Below are 14350 nucleotides of genomic sequence, written 5' to 3' on the forward strand. Positions count from 1 at the left end.
CGGCTCGTCGCGGGCGGGGCCGCGGACGGCTGCCGTCTCAGCGCGGGATCTCGCGGGTCGTGGCGGGCAGCAGCGGCCACTTGGCGGACAGGCGCATCGCCGCCTCCGTCACCGCCGGGTCGGCGGCTGCCATGCTCACGCCGTCCAGGTAGGAGTAGGCCCCGCTCTCGTAGAGGTCACGAACCGCCAAGACGTGTTGCTCAGTCCTGCGCTGCCGCTCCGCACGCCGCGTTTCGGCGCTGTCGAACCAGGCCCGGGCCCGGTCCGTCGCGGCGATGCTCCGCTCGCGGAGCCCACGGAGTTCGAGCCGGCGCTCCACCGCGGTGCGGTACGCGTTGAGGTGCGGGTGCTCCCTGCACAGTCCCAGCAGGAAGCCGATTCCGCCGGACAGCAGCAGCAGCCCGCAGAACAGCCAGAGGACGGTGTGCGGCGCGAGGTCGAGCCGGTCGACCAGGCTGCTGTCCGTCCGGGTCGGGTCCGCGAACCCCGGGACCCCTTCCTCCGCTTCGCCTCCCTGCGTCACGAACTTGGCGCGCAGTGTGCCCAGTACGCAGGCCAGACCGCCCCAGGCGCCGAGGAGGGTAAGGGCCGGGAACCAGGCATGGCGGACGGATCCGGTCTCCGGCCGCCGGCGCAGCACGTGCCCGGCGAGGTGGGGCAGGACCACCATGACGACGGCCGCGGAGACGGCGAGGGTCCCGGACATGAGATCCGCGCCGACCTGGCCCACTCCGTGGAACGGCTGGAAGGCGACCCAGTAGATGGGGATCTCGACGGCGAGGATCGCCCCGAGCAGGCCCCACGTCATCCACGGGGGAATGCCGGGCCGCTTGTGCAGCCCCTCCCAGGCGCGCGCCATGCCGATCTCGTCGGCCGCCCCGGCTTCCGCCCCGTCCGCCGGGCGCGGCGGCACCGGGGCGGGCGCCGACAGCGTCACCCAGTCACCGTCGGGGACCGGCCCGGGCCCCGGCTGCGCCCTCTGCCCCTGGCCGGCGTCCGCCCCGCGGGGGGCGGGTTCCGGCGGGGAGAGGTCGGGGAAGCGGGAGCGCATCCACCGCTCCTCGAGGCGGGCGCGGATGGAGTCGCGGAACCGCAGCCAGCGGCCCGCGCGCAGCGCCAGGACGTCCAACTGTCCTCGTGTGGTGTCTATTTGCTCCTGTGCGTCCGACAGGCGCCGGTCGATCAGAAGGGTCTCCTGGCGAAGCCGTTCGGCTTCGGTACCGGCGTAGGCGTCGTCGTACGCGGCCTCTTCCTCGGCCCGCAACGCCTGACCCTCGATCTTCCGGATGACCCGGTCCCGCACGGACGCCAGTTCGGACAGGTACGGGATGCGGTCGTCGCTCTGCAGGACGAGAGAGTCGAGCGCGCCGCTCTTCGCCGCCTTGCGGCCCCGCCGCCGGGAGGATTCGAGGAACCGCCGCTCGGACCGGTCGCTCAGCAGCGGGCGGTCGTCCGCCGGGGGCCTGGCGAAGTCCGCCGCACGCGGGGAGCGCACCCGCGCCGCACGCCGTGGGGCTTGCCTGTTCGGCAGGCGCAGCCGTCGGGGGCCCGGTGGGGCCGGCGGTGTCGGCCTTCCTCCCGGACGGGGGGTCTCATCGGTAGTCGGTGTGGACATGGGCCTTCGCCCTCCCCTCGAGAATCTCCAGCCAGAACGCCTCGAAGTCCTCGAATTGCCCCGGCTTCGCCTTGAACTGCATGCCGAACCCGACCGGGTAGACGTTCATCCCCTTGATGCCCGGGACGCCGCGTTCCGCCACGAGGGAGTCGACCGCCTCCGTCCGCTGCTCCTCCGAAGCGATCTTCGGCATGGACAACACGAAGTCCGGGTCGGCCTGCGCGAAGTCGCTCACCACGAGGAGCTTGGCCCCGGAGCTGTCCGGAGGCAGGGTGGTGGCGATCCGGTCGAGCGCTCCCCAGACGTCGGACCCGTTCTGGCTGCGGGCGCACTTCAGCTCCTCCAGGGAGCGGCCCGCGGCGACGTTGCGAGCCTTGCGGCGCTGGCTCTCCTGGTCGGTCGTCTCCTTGTGCGGCGGGTCGAGGTCGACGCCCTCCACGCGGCAGGAGGAACTCTGCGAAGCGCGGGTGATGGGCGCGAAGTCCACCGTCCCGCAGCCTTCGTCGTCGAGGAACGTGAGGAGGGTGGCCTTCAGCTTTCCCTCCGCGTCGAACCCCTCGTTCGACGAGGCCCCGGAGCCCGAGCCGTCGACGACCACGCCGCACGCGGTGGTGAGCGGGGCGGGCGGTGAGGTGCAGGAGACCAGGGTGGTGAGCAGCCCGAGAGCCGTCAGCGTGACCGCGTACAGCCGGGGCGACCGACGTGCCGCCGCACGGGTACCACGCGCGGCGCCCGTTGTTCCTGCCGTGGGGGTCCTCATGGCCGGCCCGCCCGTCCCGCGGTGGGACGCGCTCCGGGTGCCCTGACCGCCTGACTGTCGAGTATGGCCAGCGCCTGGCGGACGGCGGACGGGGCGGCAGCCGGACCCTCGTCGTTGCCCCAGTCGTGGATCCCCTGTCCCGTGACCGGCTCGCCGCCCGGGTGCGGCCGTGTGAAGTCCGGCCGGACCATGCCCGGAAGCCAGCCCGTGGGGCGCGGCTCGGCCAAGTCCCCCGTCCGGCGCGCTTCCAGCCAGACCGAGTCCCAGTAGCAAGCCAGTAACCGATTGGCACGCTCGGCGAGTTGTCGGTCCAAGGCTCGGTGCGCCGACGCCGCGTCCCGCCAGGCGGCCACCATCGCACCGTAGCGGGCCAGTGCCGCCGGAGCGGGCCTGCCCCGTTCTGTGTACTGGGTGACGATGCGGACGGACTCCGACTGGATCGCCCGGTGCAGCCGCCGGTCGGTCCGGAGCGTGCGCATGTGAAGCAGGGAACCGCTGCACAGGGCCTGGGCCCGTACGCCCAGCACGTAGGGCGGTAGCGCCCGGTCGGTCGGGGCTCCTTCCGTCCAGGCCTCGGCCAGAACCGGAAGCAGCCCGGAGGCGTCCCGCCTGCCGTGGTACCTGGCGAGTGCGACGGAGAGAAAACTGATCTTGGCCCTGGGGGCGCGGCCTCTTATTCGGCCGATCTGACTCATGAGGAGAAACCTCCATTCCTCTCGCAGGACCTGCGTGGAGATCCGTGCGTCGGGGGAGAGAGTAGCGGAAGGGAGAGAGGTCATGGAGGCGGAAAACGGGTGGAATTGATCCTTCCGCAGTGAGGCCCGGAAAACGACCGGAGTTCGACCGGAAAGCGGCCGGGAAGAGGAATGCGCGCGATTGCGGCGAGGCCGCTTCGCTGCGGATACTCCTTGCGGAAGCGAGCGAGGAGGCGTGATGTTCGCACGTATCGGCGGAACGCATTTTCCCTTGGAAACCCTCGGGCCGGGACGACGGCTCGGTATCTGGTTCCAGGGCTGCTCCCTGGCCTGCGGCGGTTGCATGTCGCGGCACACCTGGGACGCGCGAGGGGGGACGTCCCAGGACGTCGCCGCCCTGCTCGGGCTCTGGGAGCGGGCGCTCGCCGACGGGGCCGAGGGGCTCACCGTGAGCGGCGGTGAGCCCCTTCAGCAACCGGACGCCCTGGCGGAACTGCTCGCCGGCGCGGCCGCGCACAGGGACGGTGACGCCCACCGCGCTGCGAACGACCGGGCCGACCTCCTCGTCTACACCGGATACGAATTCGGCGAGATGACGCCCCGCCAGGCGGGTGCGCTCCGGCACGCGGACGCGGTGATCACCGGCCGTTTCCGGGTCGCGGAGCCCACCGCCCTCGTCTGGCGGGGCTCGGCCAACCAGACGCTCCGCCCGCTGACCGGGCGGGCAAGGGCCCGCTACGCACCACACCTGGCGCGGGAGGCGCCGGCGCCCAGGCTCCAGGCGGTGGTGGACTCCGGCGCGGACGGCCCCGGCATGCAGGTGTACGGGGTGCCGCTGCGGGGAGAGCTGCGCGACATGGAACGCCGGCTGAAGGACGCCGGCGTCAGGCTCAGGAATCCGAGTTGGCGGCCATGAGGAGTTCCGCGTGGTCCCGCCGCCGCACCACGAGCAGCACGGACCAGCTCGGGTCCCGTCGCAACTCCTCGGTCACCGCCCACACCAGCCAGCGCGCGGCGGTGGCCGGGGGCAGACCGCCGTGCCCCGCGCCCACCAAGGGGAAGCAGATGCTGGACAGAGGGAGCGCGAGGGCAGTGCGCTCGTGCCGGGCGAGAGCGAAGGAAGCGCCGACGGCCTCCGGGATCGCCGTGGGTGCGACGTGGTAGCGGTCGCCGTCCCCGAAGGGGGTGGCCACGGCCGCGTGGTGAATGCGCAGGACGCCGCGGAGCGCGAGTGCGCCCGCGGACGTGGCGGCCACGGTGCCGGGCCGGACCGGCAGGCCCGTCCTGCCGTGGGCGCGCAGCCAGACGCCCAGTTCGCGGGCGAGCACGTCATCGACGATCTTCCCAGAGGCGTCCCGGAACGCCGCCGCCCGGCGCAGCGCCCCCGAGACCGTGGGCCGGAAGGTCTTCGACATCTCCAGGTAGACGTTCTCGGAGGACACGAGCACATCGACGTCACGGACCAGCTCGATGGGGCTCACCAGCACCGTGATCCGGTCCCGCACGTGCCGGGGAACGGCGGCGGACGGCGGGAAGAAGCCCGGGCCAGGCGGGGCGGGCTGGGACGGCCGGCTCTCCGCCAAGGCTCCTGGAGCGCGGCCCGCGCCCCTGGCCACCGCCAGGGCGGCGGAGGCGAGCTCCGCCACGACCTCGTGTTCGTGACTCTTGCGGAAGCGCTCGGTGCTCACTCCGTAGACCGCGGCGGCGGCTTTGCGCCGGTCGACCGCCGGCATCCCGCGACGGTCCGGGAACAGGCCGAACGCGTGGCCCGCCGCCCTGGCCAGGGGGTCGCACTCGTTGCCGTCCGAAAGCGGCACCCCGCCGGCCAGTCGCTGCGCCGCCCTGCCCAGCAGTTCCTCTATCGCCTCGAGTTCGTCCTCCGGACCCGTGCGGAGACCGGCCGCGGTCGCGGCGGCGGCCAGGGCCTCGCGGACGCAATGGCGCAATCTGGGCAGTCCCCGGCGTCGCAGTTCCCGGAGTTCGTCGACGATGAGCGCGTGCGGGGGCAGGTTCGGCATGGCGTGCATCGTAATCCCGCCGCAGGACACGGGAAAGCACGAATGGGAGGCCGCGGGTTCCACATTTCCCGTGCCAACGCGCTTTCCAGTGATGTGGCGTCGCCCGAGCGGCGTCACCGATACGATCCAGCAGTCCGAGCCGATTCCTGTCGGTCGGAGCGGAGAATTTCCCGGAAGGCCGGACCATGACGACCACTGGTGCCACTGGTTTTGTTTCTCCCGAGGACGGTGGATTCACAGATGCCCGCCTCGTCGAGACGCGGGACCGGCTGGCCTCCGTCCCGCCGGAATTGGCTGAAAGATTCGTTCTGGTGAAAGTGCTCCAGGAAGCCGGTTTCCCGGCCCAGGCGGTGGTGCTGCGAGTGCGGGACCTGGAGGGCCCCACCCCCGACCTGCCACTTGTCCTGAAGTGGTATCACCGCCTGCACGCGCCCGAGCCGGCGGTCGTCGCCCTGCTGGGGGACCAGCCCGGACCCCTGGAGCGGCGGGTGGAGTCCGGTGTGGCCGACGGCCACCCCTACCACCTCCACCGGTCGCACGGGGAGACCCACCTCGGGCAGTACCTGCGCGAACACCCCGGGGCCATGCGGGGGGACCAACTGGACGCGGTCGTGAGGCAGCTGCACTCCGCCGTGGCGTTCCTCCACGCGCACGACGTCGTCCACCGCGACATCAGCCCGGACAACATCATGGTCGAGGCCCACGCGCACGGGATCGAACTCGTCCTCATCGACTTCGGGGTCGCCGTGCACCGTCCCGACGAGAGAAGCCAGCGGTCCGCGTGGCGGGGCAAGCCGCTGTACCTCGCCCCGGAGGCCGGATCCCGCCACCAGACGGTCTCGGAGGCGGGAGACTGGTGGTCCGTGGGCATGGTGATCGCCGAACTGGCCCTCGGCAAGCACCCGGTGGACTTCCGTGACGACGAGGCGGTGCTCGCCGAGATCGCCACTCACGACCCGGACGTCGGGGGCATCGAGGACCGGCGGATCCGGATGCTGTGCCAGGGGCTGCTGACGCGGGCACCGGAGTACCGCTGGGCCGGCGAACAGGTGGCGGCGTGGCTCGCGGGCGAGTCCCCGGAGATCGCGCCGCGGCGGACCGGAGCACCGTCGGACGAACGGGAGAAGACAGTCGAACCGTTCGCCTTCCTCGGCGAGTCGTTCATGGACACGGAACGTCTGGCCTGGACGCTCGACCATTACCACGTCGCCGCCGACCGGATGCTTGCCGCGGAGGAGAGCCGCTTTGAACTGGTGCGGTGGCTGGAACAGTTCGAGACCGTCGGCACCCGCCGGGCGGAGGAGCGGGACACGCTCCGAACCCTGCGCGCCGAACTGGCCGGACCGCCCACTCCCGAACTCACCGTACGACTCCTCAACTGGCTGGGACCCCGGCTCCACGCGACCTGCTGGGGAATGCCGTTGACCGTGCGCGGGATACGGGACCTGAGCAGAGTGGCTCAGGAGGGAGACGGCGGCGCGCTCCAACTGGTGGAGCACCTGCGGCGCCATCCCGGGATCCTGACCGCCCTGGCCGAGCGCCCCGACGGCGATGACCTGCACGAAGTGGCCGAACGATGGCGCACCCTGCGGGAGCGCTGGCCGCACCTCGTGAGGGAACTGCGCCGCAGCCCGGACCTCGGCCGTGTCACCCGCGTCGGGGGACCGCTGCGGCAGACGGCCGCCCTGGACGCGCGACTGCTGGAACTCGCGCGGGAACCGGCGAGGGTGGCGGCCCGGCTCGCCACCGCGACGATGAACCACCGGGACGGCCTGCCCGCCGCGGTGCCTTGGTTCGACCGGCTGCTGGCCACGCCGGACGATCCCCTGCGCCTGCTGGCCGCCCTGTTGCTGGCACCCCGGGCCGCGCAGGAGGCGGAGGCCCGCCGTGCACGGCTGCTGGACGAGGCCGCCGAGCGTCTGATGGAGGAGGACCGGGACGGCGTCATCGCCGTCATGCGCAGCATGGACCGCTTGCCGACTCTCGGCTGGGCCCTGATGGGCGCCACCGCCGCGACAGCGCCCTGGTGCTTCGTCATCGGGCTGGCCGACGTGCTCGGCCGCGCTCCCCAGGAGGCCGTCGTCGTCGCCTGGCTGCTGACGCTGCCCGCCGCCGCGGCCGTGTTCGCCACCGAACTGCTGACCGCGATCTACATCGGGCCGCCCGCCTATCACCCCCGCAGATCGCTTGCGGCCCTCCTCATCCGCACGGCGGAGCGCCCCGCGGCCCTGGCCCTGTCCCGCCGGCTCGCGACTCTGCTGCCCGCCGCGCTCCTCCTGCTCGGGCTGGTCCTGATCGGATTCCGGGCGGTGACGGCCACCCCATGGCTCTGGCCGGTCGCCACCGTCGCGCTGCTGGTGGGGTGGAGCCTGCACAGGTGCCGGCAGTGGCGGCGGGAGAGGCGTGAGCGCAGGGCGCGTCGCGTCGCGGACCCGCGTCACCGTCCGGACCCCCGGCCGTCGCCCGCACCCCGCACGACAGGAGCAGAGGTATGAGTGCCGGATTCGCGCTGCCCATGGTGGACACGGTCGCACCCACCGTGGCCTTCGCCCCGCCCGCCCCACCGGTGGAGCTCAACTCCCTGGCGCACACCGGGGCGACCCACTTGAGTGACGCCGCCGCCCAGGCGTCCGCCGACCTGTCCGGGCTTGCCGGAGACGCGGTGCACCAGGCGGCCGACGCGGCGCTCCAGGTGCTCGGGTCGCTCAGCGGGGCGCTGCTCGCGGGCCGTGCAGCCCTCGCCGCCACCCGTGTCCTCGCCTCGGCGGCGGTACGCGCGGCCGAGGAACAGCGTTGCCTGGAACGCCAGGAGGAGTTCTCCGCCCTGGTTGCCGAGCAGTGGGAGACAACGGCTTTCGCGGCCGCCCGCGCCAACGCGCGCAGGAGAGCTCTGCTCGCCAGGATCTCCCGGTCCGCGGCGTGCGCCGGGCCGGGCGCGGGGCCGCCGCGCCCGGACCTGCCCCCGCCGCTGCGCCCGGAGGGTGAGCAACTGGCCCGCCTGCGGGTCGAACTGGCGTGTCTCGAGAACGCCGTGCGGCACGCCGAGATCGCCCAGGCCACCTGGGAGTTCGCCTCACGGGCCGACGTGCTCGACCGTGCCGACGACGGGCCCGACTGGCAGGAGATGCTGCGAGCCCGCAGGGACGCCGCACTGCGCTCGTACGAGGAGTCCCGGGTGGCGGCCGACGGCCGCCGGGCGGCGCTCACCGTACCCAGTCCGCCGGCCGACGTGCAGGCCGATGCGAGCCGGGTCCGCGAGCTGGGTGCGGACCTGTTGTCCGCGCTGGACCCCGGGGCCGACTCCGAGATGGTCGAGCTGGCGGTGGAGGCGGTACGTCACGCGGTGGGGAACGCGCACCGGGCACGGCTGCACCTGAAGGAGGCCAGGAGGTTCGTCGAGAGCGCGAACCGGAAGGCCGAGGCACGGAGAGAGGGGGAGGAGCGGGCGGCGGCGCAGCTCGACTTCCTCACCAGCGAACTGCCGGAGGACCAAGGCCTGCCGGACCGGGACCCGAAGGCCGAGGCGCTGTTGCACCGGTACCTCGACGAGGGCGTCGCGCTCAGCCCCGCGGAGCAGGAGCTGGTGAGGTTCAGGGTGACGGAACGGCACCACGCCCTGGAGGTGCTGTACGTCCGTGCCCAGTGCGCCCGGATCGTGGCCGCGATGGCCGGGCGGTCAGCCACGACGACCGGGACGGGCCGCAGCGGTGGTGGCGAGGCGAAGCTCGATTGGACGCCGGAAGGGTGGGGCCGGGAGCACTGGCTCCGGGCGACCCTGACCAACGGCTCCTTCCGCGTCGTCACCATGCGCAGGGCGACCGAGAGCGAGAGAGGGGCCCGGGAGGTGGCTCTGGACGAACTGCGCTGCGCCGAGGCGCGGGACAGACTGACGGAGTTCGAGGAGCTGGCAGGCAGCCTGGGGCTCACGGTGCGCTTCGGGATGGGGAGCGCGCGCGGTGCCGAACCCGGTGAGCCGGGTGCGGACGGGGCCGTTGTGCTGGACGAGGCGCGTCCGCGGCGGCGCGAGGACGCCGGCGACCACCGTCCGAAATACCGCACCGCGGGCGGGGACGACCGGTGGTGACGGCCGTGCCCGTCCCGCGGCCGACCGGGGAGGGACAGATGGATCTTCAGAAGGGCGATCAGCGGCCCCTGTTCGTCGACGAGTTGACCGGCACGCTCAGCGTGCACGCGCAGTACGTCCTGCACGGCAACATCGAGGACCTGCACCTCGTCCGCCGCAAGGGCCGGGACCAGGACCACTCGCTCCTCGAAGTGCTGTGGAACCCGCTGCACCGGATGGGCTACCAGGCTCTGGTGGCCTGCGACCAGATCAACGGCTTCCGGCTGCTGTACGCCGACCCGGAGGTGGCGGAGGCGGTCCGGACCCTCCTGCGGTCCTGCGCGTTTCCCGGTACCAACCCGGCCCAACAGAAACAGGTGATCGACCAGATCCGCGACATCTCGACCGGATGGGCGGACGAACGCAGAAGGGTCCGCCCCGACCGGGTCGAACTGCCCCCGCTGCGCGTGGTCCTGGTGATCGAGCACGCGTCGCGGCTCGTACAGGACGTGACCCGGCTCGGCGCGGACGAGCGTGACTTCTACCTGTCCTGTCTGCAACTCGCTCTCCAAGCACGCCCGGTGGAGAGATCCAGGACGGCGGTCTCCACCGGAGTGGGAGCCGACCTGTTCAATCCCGTGATATGGCTCGCCGCGGGGGAGCGGGACCTGCCGAACTGGCTGGTCGCGGGGAGCGAGCGGATCCGCGCCGTCGCCGTCCCGGAACCGGACGCCGACGAACGGCGCCGGATGGCCTGCCGCCTCCACCGGGAGTACCGCGAGCGGAACCTCCGGTCGGTCCTCCCGCCCGGCGGGCCCGAGGGCGACGAGGACGCGGCGGCCTTCGCACGAGCGGCGGCCGGAATGACGCTGGTGGCCATGCGTGAGAGCTTCAATCTGGCCATGGCGCGGGGGATGCCCTTCGACCGGATGCCGGACGCCGTCCGCATCTACCGGTTGGGTGTCGAGAAGAACCCCTGGAGCCGCGACGAAGTCAGGCAACGCATCCTGAGGGGGGAGGACGAGAGGGACGAACGGTCTATCCCCCGCCGCGTACTGGGCCAGCGGGCGGCGGTCGCGATGACACTGGACATCCTGAAACGGGCGGCCCTCGGCCTCTCGGGCGCACAGGCCACCAGCCCCGGTCACCGCCCCCGCGGGGTGCTGTTCTTCGCCGGTCCGACCGGGACCGGCAAGACCGAACTGGCGAAGGCGGTCGCCTCGGTGCTGTTCGACAGCGACCAGGCTTATCTGCGCTTCGACATGAGCGAGTTCTCCTCGGCCCACGCCGCCGACCGGCTCGTAGGGGCACCGCCCGGATACGTCGGGTACGAAGCGGGCGGCGAACTGACCGCCGCCGTGCGGCAGAACCCCTTCCGCGTGATCCTCTTCGACGAGATCGAGAAGGCGGACAAGGGGGTGCTGGACAAGTTCCTCCAGGTCCTGGAGGACGGCCGGCTGACCGACGGCCAGGGGCTCACCACGTACTTCAGCGAGTGTGTCCTGATCTTCACCTCCAACCTGGGTGTGCAGCGCACCGATCCGGACACGCAGGTGCGCGAGTGGATCGTCGAACCGGGCACGCCCTATCCGGCTCTGGAGGCGAAGGTCCGGGACAACGTGAAGAAGCACTTCGAGCAGGTGATCGGCAGGCCGGAACTGATGAACCGGATCGGCGGGAACGTCGTCGTCTTCGACTTCATATCGCCGCAGGTGGCCGAGAAGATCTTCGACGTGCAGGTCGGCAACATCCGGCGTCAGCTGTCCACGGGTCACCGGATCCGGCTGGAACTGACCGACGACGCGCGCACCGCCCTCCTCGGACACTGCACCGCGGATCAGTGGAACGGGGGACGGGGCATCGGCATGGTCCTCGAAACGCACCTCATCAATCCACTGGCGCGGGTGCTTTTCGCGTCTCCCGGCCTCCGGCAGGGCACCACCGTCCTGGTTTCGGGCGTCGAGCAGGCGGAGGACGGCCGGGTGGAGCTGGCCGTCGCCTTCAGGGACGCGAACGCCCCGTGACCGACGATCCGGACGGCGAGGACGACTGGATCAGTCTGGTCCCGGACGCGCCGGTCCCGGTCGCGCGACCGCGCGTCGTCCCGTGCCGGCGCTGCGGCGCGGTGCTGCCCGACGACCTCACGGTCTGTCCGGCGTGCCACTCGTCCGTGGACGGCGGTCCGGCGTCCGGAGCGCGGACCGACGGCCAAGAGCTGCGGCTGGTCTTCCGGAGCGTGGGACGCCACCTCGGGCTCCGCCGCGGCGAGGAGGTGACGCTGGGCCGGAGCACGACCTGGGCGCCGGACGCGGCCACGTTCCTGGCGGACGAGACCACGGTCTCGGGCCGGCACGCCCGTGTCCACCACGCCGGAGACGGTACGGCCTGGATCACGGAGGTCGAACAGGGCGCCACGAACGGAACACGGGTCAACGGCCGCGTGCTGGTGCCCGGTGCTCGCGAACAGCTCCGGGACGGTGACACCGTGCACCTCGGGCCCAGGGTCAGTTTCCTGGTCCGCGGCGGGGCGGCGCCGACCGGTTGAGCCGACCGCGTCCCGGTTCGGGCTCTGAGCAGCCAGGGACTTTTCAGGGACTCTCAGCTCTGTCGGAGGGGTAGTCGAAGGAGTTTTCGCATGACAGGCGCGGAAGGCTGCGACAGCGCTGAGAGGCCCAGGGCTTCGTCCGCGCGTCCGCGCCCGCGCTCCGGAGTGCTCCGGCACGGCGTCGCGACGGTATGCGGAGACGAGGCTCATCGCAGCCGCACACGGTCCGACCTCGGGGAACGCGCCCTGACAGGCCCGGCGGCGCCAAGCGCCGGGCCCACAGCCGCACGCTCAGGCGTCGGGTGGAACCCGGCGACCGACTTCCGGCCGAGGCGCCCCGCGTCCACCATGCGCTGGAGCAGCGGGGGAGCGGCGTACAGGGGTTCCTTGTACTCCGCGTACATCGAGTCGGCGACGGAGGCCACCGTGTCCAGGCCGATCAGGTCCGCGAGCTTCAGCGGACCCATCGGGTGGGCGCAGCCCATCTCCATGCCGTTGTCGATGTCCTCGCGGCTGGCGATGCCCGACTCGAACATCCGGATGGCGGAGAGCAGGTACGGGATCAGCAGGGCGTTCACCACGAACCCGGACCGGTCCTGCGCCCGGATGGGGTGCTTGCCCAGCACCTCCCGTACGAGCGCCTCCGCCCGCAGCACGGTCTGCTCGGACGTCGTCAGGGCGGGAATCAGTTCGACGAGCTTCTGCACCGGCGCCGGGTTGAAGAAGTGGATGCCGACGACCTGGTCCGGACGGGAGGTGGCCACCGCGAGCTTCACCAGCGGGATGGACGAGGTGTTGGACGCCAGGATCGCGTCCGTCCGGGTCACCACCTGGTCGAGCACCCGGAAGATCTCCGTCTTGACCTGCTCGTTCTCCACGACGGCCTCGATGACCAGATCGCGGTCGGCGAACTCGCCCAGATCGGTGGTGAAGCTCAGGCGGCCGAGGGCCTCGTCGCGCTCGGCCTCGGTGATCTTGCCGCGCTCGGCGGCCTTCGAAAGGGAGTTCTGGAGCCGGGTACGCCCTATCTCCAGGGCCTCACCGGTGGTCTCCGCGACCATCACCTCAAGGCCGCTGCGCGCGCAGACCTCCGCGATACCTGCGCCCATCTGGCCACAGCCGACCACTCCGACGCGTGCAATGTCGGCCACAGTGTCCGTCACCTCGTGCCTCTCCCTGATCTCCGTATCGCGGGGCCCGGGGGTGGCGGTACCCGCTTCGACCTCCAGACGGTACCCGGCGACGCGGCCCAAGTTACCTGCGGGTCATCAACGCTCCGAGAAGGCATGATCTGCGTCACGCAGCCGGCCGGAGCGGCGCGGCGGAGCGCGAGCGGAAGGTGGAGCGTATGCGGCGCATGGGCCGGAGGGCATTCATGCTGGGCGCGGCCGGGGTGGTGGCGGCCCTGGCCGCACCCGGTTCGGCGGGGGCGGCGGGGCCCGGGGCCCGTGACCGACGTCACCGCGCGGCGACCGGGCTGCGCGGGATGTGGATCGCCACCGTGGCCAACGTCGACTGGCCCTCCGCCACGGGCCTGTCGGCGGCCACCCAGCGCAGCGAGCTGACCGCCCACCTGGACCGGGCCGTCCGGTTCGGCCTCAACGCGGTCATCTTCCAGGTCCGGCCCAGCGCCGACGCCCTCTGGCCCTCGCCCCACGAGCCCTGGTCGCAGTACCTGACCGGCACCCAGGGCAAGGACCCCGGCTGGGACCCGCTCGGCACGGCAGTGGCCGAGGCCCACGACCGCGGCCTCGAACTGCACGCCTGGTTCAACCCGTACCGGGTCTCCAACCAGACCGACCCGAAGAAGCTCGTCGCCACCCACCCCGCCCGGGTCCACCCGGACTGGGTCGTTCCGTACGGCGGGAAGCTGTACTACGACCCGGGTCTGCCGGAGGTCCGCGCGTTCGTCCAGGACGCCATGCTGGACGCGGTCAGCCGGTACGACATCGACGCGGTCCACTGGGACGACTACTTCTACCCGTACCCCGTCTCCGGTCAGACCTTCGACGACGCCGACACCTACGCCGCGCACGGAGGCGGCTTCAGCAGCAAGGCGGCCTGGCGCCGGGACAACATCGACCGGCTGGTGAAGGAGACCTCCGACCGGATCAAGGAGATCAAGCCGCACGTCCGCTTCGGCATCAGCCCCTTCGGCGTCTGGCGCAACAGGACGACCGACCCGCTCGGCTCGCCCACCGCCGCCGGGGTGCAGACGTACGACGACTTGTACGCGGACACCCGCAAGTGGATCAAGCAAGGGTGGATCGACTACATCTGCCCCCAGCTGTACTGGAGCATCGGCCAGTCGGGCGCCGACTACGCCCAACTGGTCCCGTGGTGGGCGGAGGTGGTGGACGGCACGGACGTCGACCTCTACATCGGCGAGGCCCTCTACAAGGCCGGCGACCCGGCCCAGAACTCCGCCTGGCAGAGCACGGCCGAACTCTCCCGCCACCTCACCCTCGCCGAGGACTACCCGGCCGTCGGCGGTCACGCCTTCTTCTCCGCGAAGAGCGTGAAGGCGGACCCGATCGGCGCCATGTCCCGGGTGGCGGCGGACCACTACGGGGTGGGGTGAGACTTCCCGCCGGGCGGACGCTCCCTCGACGGTGGCAGGGCTTCCGGGTCTCGCCGCTCGTCCCGCCCAGTCG

10 protein-coding genes and 1 pseudogene are annotated in these 14350 nt (G+C 72.0%); 6 read left to right on the plus strand and 5 right to left on the minus strand.

The genetic code is table 11. The annotated features are described in order from the left end of the window. Positions 1 to 37: 37 nt before the first annotated feature. From ACFWEP_RS03850 to ACFWEP_RS03860, 3 genes are all read right to left on the minus strand, one after another. Positions 38 to 1495: a hypothetical protein gene (locus ACFWEP_RS03850; protein WP_387365070.1), complete on the minus strand. Its 1458-nt coding sequence runs from the start codon at positions 1493 to 1495 to the stop codon at positions 38 to 40. Positions 1496 to 1592: 97 nt separating this feature from the next. Beyond that, positions 1593 to 2375, minus strand: coding sequence for a hypothetical protein (locus ACFWEP_RS03855; protein ID WP_387365073.1), 783 nt, complete (start codon positions 2373 to 2375; stop codon positions 1593 to 1595). Then, on the minus strand, positions 2372 to 3070 hold the full coding sequence (locus ACFWEP_RS03860) for a hypothetical protein (protein ID WP_387365076.1): 699 nt from the start codon (positions 3068 to 3070) through the stop codon (positions 2372 to 2374). Before ACFWEP_RS03860 ends, ACFWEP_RS03855 begins: the two co-directional genes overlap by 4 nt. 238 nt (positions 3071 to 3308) lie before the next feature. Here ACFWEP_RS03860 and ACFWEP_RS03865 point away from each other — a divergent pair, with 238 nt between their 5' ends. After that, positions 3309 to 3986 carry a 4Fe-4S cluster-binding domain-containing protein gene (locus tag ACFWEP_RS03865; RefSeq protein ID WP_387365079.1) on the plus strand — a complete coding sequence of 226 codons (678 nt, stop codon included), beginning with the start codon at positions 3309 to 3311 and terminating at the stop codon, positions 3984 to 3986. Here ACFWEP_RS03865 and ACFWEP_RS03870 read toward each other — a convergent pair. Then, a complete protein-coding gene (locus ACFWEP_RS03870) occupies positions 3961 to 5088 on the minus strand; it encodes a macro domain-containing protein (protein ID WP_387365082.1) in 1128 nt (375 codons plus the stop codon). The genes ACFWEP_RS03865 and ACFWEP_RS03870 overlap by 26 nt on opposite strands. A gap of 311 nt (positions 5089 to 5399) precedes the next feature. Here ACFWEP_RS03870 and ACFWEP_RS03875 point away from each other — a divergent pair, with 311 nt between their 5' ends. From ACFWEP_RS03875 to ACFWEP_RS03890, 4 genes are read left to right on the plus strand one after another with little or no spacing between them, the layout of a single operon-like run. Continuing rightward, the gene (locus ACFWEP_RS03875) at positions 5400 to 7583 is read left to right on the plus strand and encodes a protein kinase (protein WP_387365085.1); all 2184 of its coding nucleotides are present in this window, start codon (positions 5400 to 5402) and stop codon (positions 7581 to 7583) included. Continuing rightward, entirely contained in the window at positions 7580 to 9172 is a 1593-nt protein-coding gene (locus tag ACFWEP_RS03880; protein ID WP_387365088.1) for a hypothetical protein, read from the plus strand. Before ACFWEP_RS03875 ends, ACFWEP_RS03880 begins: the two co-directional genes overlap by 4 nt. A 38-nt stretch (positions 9173 to 9210) precedes the next feature. Beyond that, on the plus strand, positions 9211 to 11175 hold the full coding sequence (locus ACFWEP_RS03885) for an AAA family ATPase (RefSeq protein WP_387365091.1): 1965 nt from the start codon (positions 9211 to 9213) through the stop codon (positions 11173 to 11175). After that, entirely contained in the window at positions 11172 to 11696 is a 525-nt protein-coding gene (locus ACFWEP_RS03890) for an FHA domain-containing protein (RefSeq protein ID WP_387365094.1), read from the plus strand. The genes ACFWEP_RS03885 and ACFWEP_RS03890 overlap by 4 nt, the downstream gene beginning before the upstream one ends. 299 nt (positions 11697 to 11995) lie before the next feature. Here ACFWEP_RS03890 and ACFWEP_RS03895 read toward each other — a convergent pair. Beyond that, a pseudogene (locus tag ACFWEP_RS03895) lies at positions 11996 to 12847 on the minus strand (3-hydroxybutyryl-CoA dehydrogenase); the annotation flags it as partial. A gap of 197 nt (positions 12848 to 13044) precedes the next feature. On the opposite strand from ACFWEP_RS03895, the gene ACFWEP_RS03900 reads away from it, so the two are divergent. Next, on the plus strand, positions 13045 to 14277 hold the full coding sequence (locus ACFWEP_RS03900; RefSeq protein WP_387365097.1) for a glycoside hydrolase family 10 protein: 1233 nt from the start codon (positions 13045 to 13047) through the stop codon (positions 14275 to 14277). Positions 14278 to 14350: the final 73 nt, after the last annotated feature.

The sequence above is a fragment of the Streptomyces sp. NPDC060198 genome (genome assembly GCF_042728415.1).
Classification (GTDB): Bacteria; Actinomycetota; Actinomycetes; order Streptomycetales; family Streptomycetaceae; genus Streptomyces.

Excerpts from the sequence above, each read along its gene's own strand:
- ACFWEP_RS03855 (WP_387365073.1), bottom strand. The coding sequence starts at position 2,375 with ATGAGGACCCCCACGGCAGGAACAACGGGCGCCGCGCGTGGTACCCGT.
- ACFWEP_RS03860 (WP_387365076.1), bottom strand. The coding sequence starts at position 3,070 with ATGAGTCAGATCGGCCGAATAAGAGGCCGCGCCCCCAGGGCCAAGATC.
- ACFWEP_RS03865 (WP_387365079.1), top strand. The coding sequence starts at position 3,309 with ATGTTCGCACGTATCGGCGGAACGCATTTTCCCTTGGAAACCCTCGGG.
- ACFWEP_RS03870 (WP_387365082.1), bottom strand. The coding sequence starts at position 5,088 with ATGCCGAACCTGCCCCCGCACGCGCTCATCGTCGACGAACTCCGGGAA.
- ACFWEP_RS03880 (WP_387365088.1), top strand. The coding sequence starts at position 7,580 with ATGAGTGCCGGATTCGCGCTGCCCATGGTGGACACGGTCGCACCCACC.
- ACFWEP_RS03885 (WP_387365091.1), top strand. The coding sequence starts at position 9,211 with ATGGATCTTCAGAAGGGCGATCAGCGGCCCCTGTTCGTCGACGAGTTG.
- ACFWEP_RS03900 (WP_387365097.1), top strand. The coding sequence starts at position 13,045 with ATGCGGCGCATGGGCCGGAGGGCATTCATGCTGGGCGCGGCCGGGGTG.